We start from the raw sequence: 877 nt of genomic DNA, 5'->3' as shown, positions 1-877 counted from the left end.
GTGAGGAAGGTAGTGTAGTTAATAGCTGCATTATTTGACGTTAGCGACAGAAGAAGCACCGGCTAACTCCGTGCCAGCAGCCGCGGTAATACGGAGGGTGCGAGCGTTAATCGGAATTACTGGGCGTAAAGCGCATGCAGGTGGTTTGTTAAGTCAGATGTGAAAGCCCGGGGCTCAACCTCGGAATTGCATTTGAAACTGGCAGACTAGAGTACTGTAGAGGGGGGTAGAATTCAGGTGTAGCGGTGAAATGCGTAGAGATCTGAAGGAATACCGGTGGCGAAGGCGGCCCCCTGGACAGATACTGACACTCAGATGCGAAAGCGTGGGGAGCAAACAGGATTAGATACCCTGGTAGTCCACGCCGTAAACGATGTCTACTTGGAGGTTGTGGCCTTGAGCCGTGGCTTTCGGAGCTAACGCGTTAAGTAGACCGCCTGGGGAGTACGGTCGCAAGATTAAAACTCAAATGAATTGACGGGGGCCCGCACAAGCGGTGGAGCATGTGGTTTAATTCGATGCAACGCGAAGAACCTTACCTACTCTTGACATCCAGAGAACTTTTCAGAGATGAATTGGTGCCTTCGGGAACTCTGAGACAGGTGCTGCATGGCTGTCGTCAGCTCGTGTTGTGAAATGTTGGGTTAAGTCCCGCAACGAGCGCAACCCTTATCCTTGTTTGCCAGCGAGTAATGTCGGGAACTCCAGGGAGACTGCCGGTGATAAACCGGAGGAAGGTGGGGACGACGTCAAGTCATCATGGCCCTTACGAGTAGGGCTACACACGTGCTACAATGGCGCATACAGAGGGCAGCCAACTTGCGAGAGTGAGCGAATCCCAAAAGTGCGTCGTAGTCCGGATCGGAGTCTGCAATCG

General features: G+C 52.9%; 1 rRNA gene. It reads left to right on the top strand.

Annotated elements, in window-relative coordinates:
* Window positions 1-877, top strand: a 16S ribosomal RNA gene (locus B853_RS16210); the annotation flags it as partial.

The sequence above is a fragment of the Vibrio rotiferianus CAIM 577 = LMG 21460 genome, assembly GCF_002741985.1.
In the GTDB taxonomy this organism is placed as follows: domain Bacteria; phylum Pseudomonadota; class Gammaproteobacteria; order Enterobacterales; family Vibrionaceae; genus Vibrio; species Vibrio rotiferianus.
Note: the sequence above shows the minus strand (reverse complement) of the source record. Positions and strands in the feature narration are given on the sequence as shown.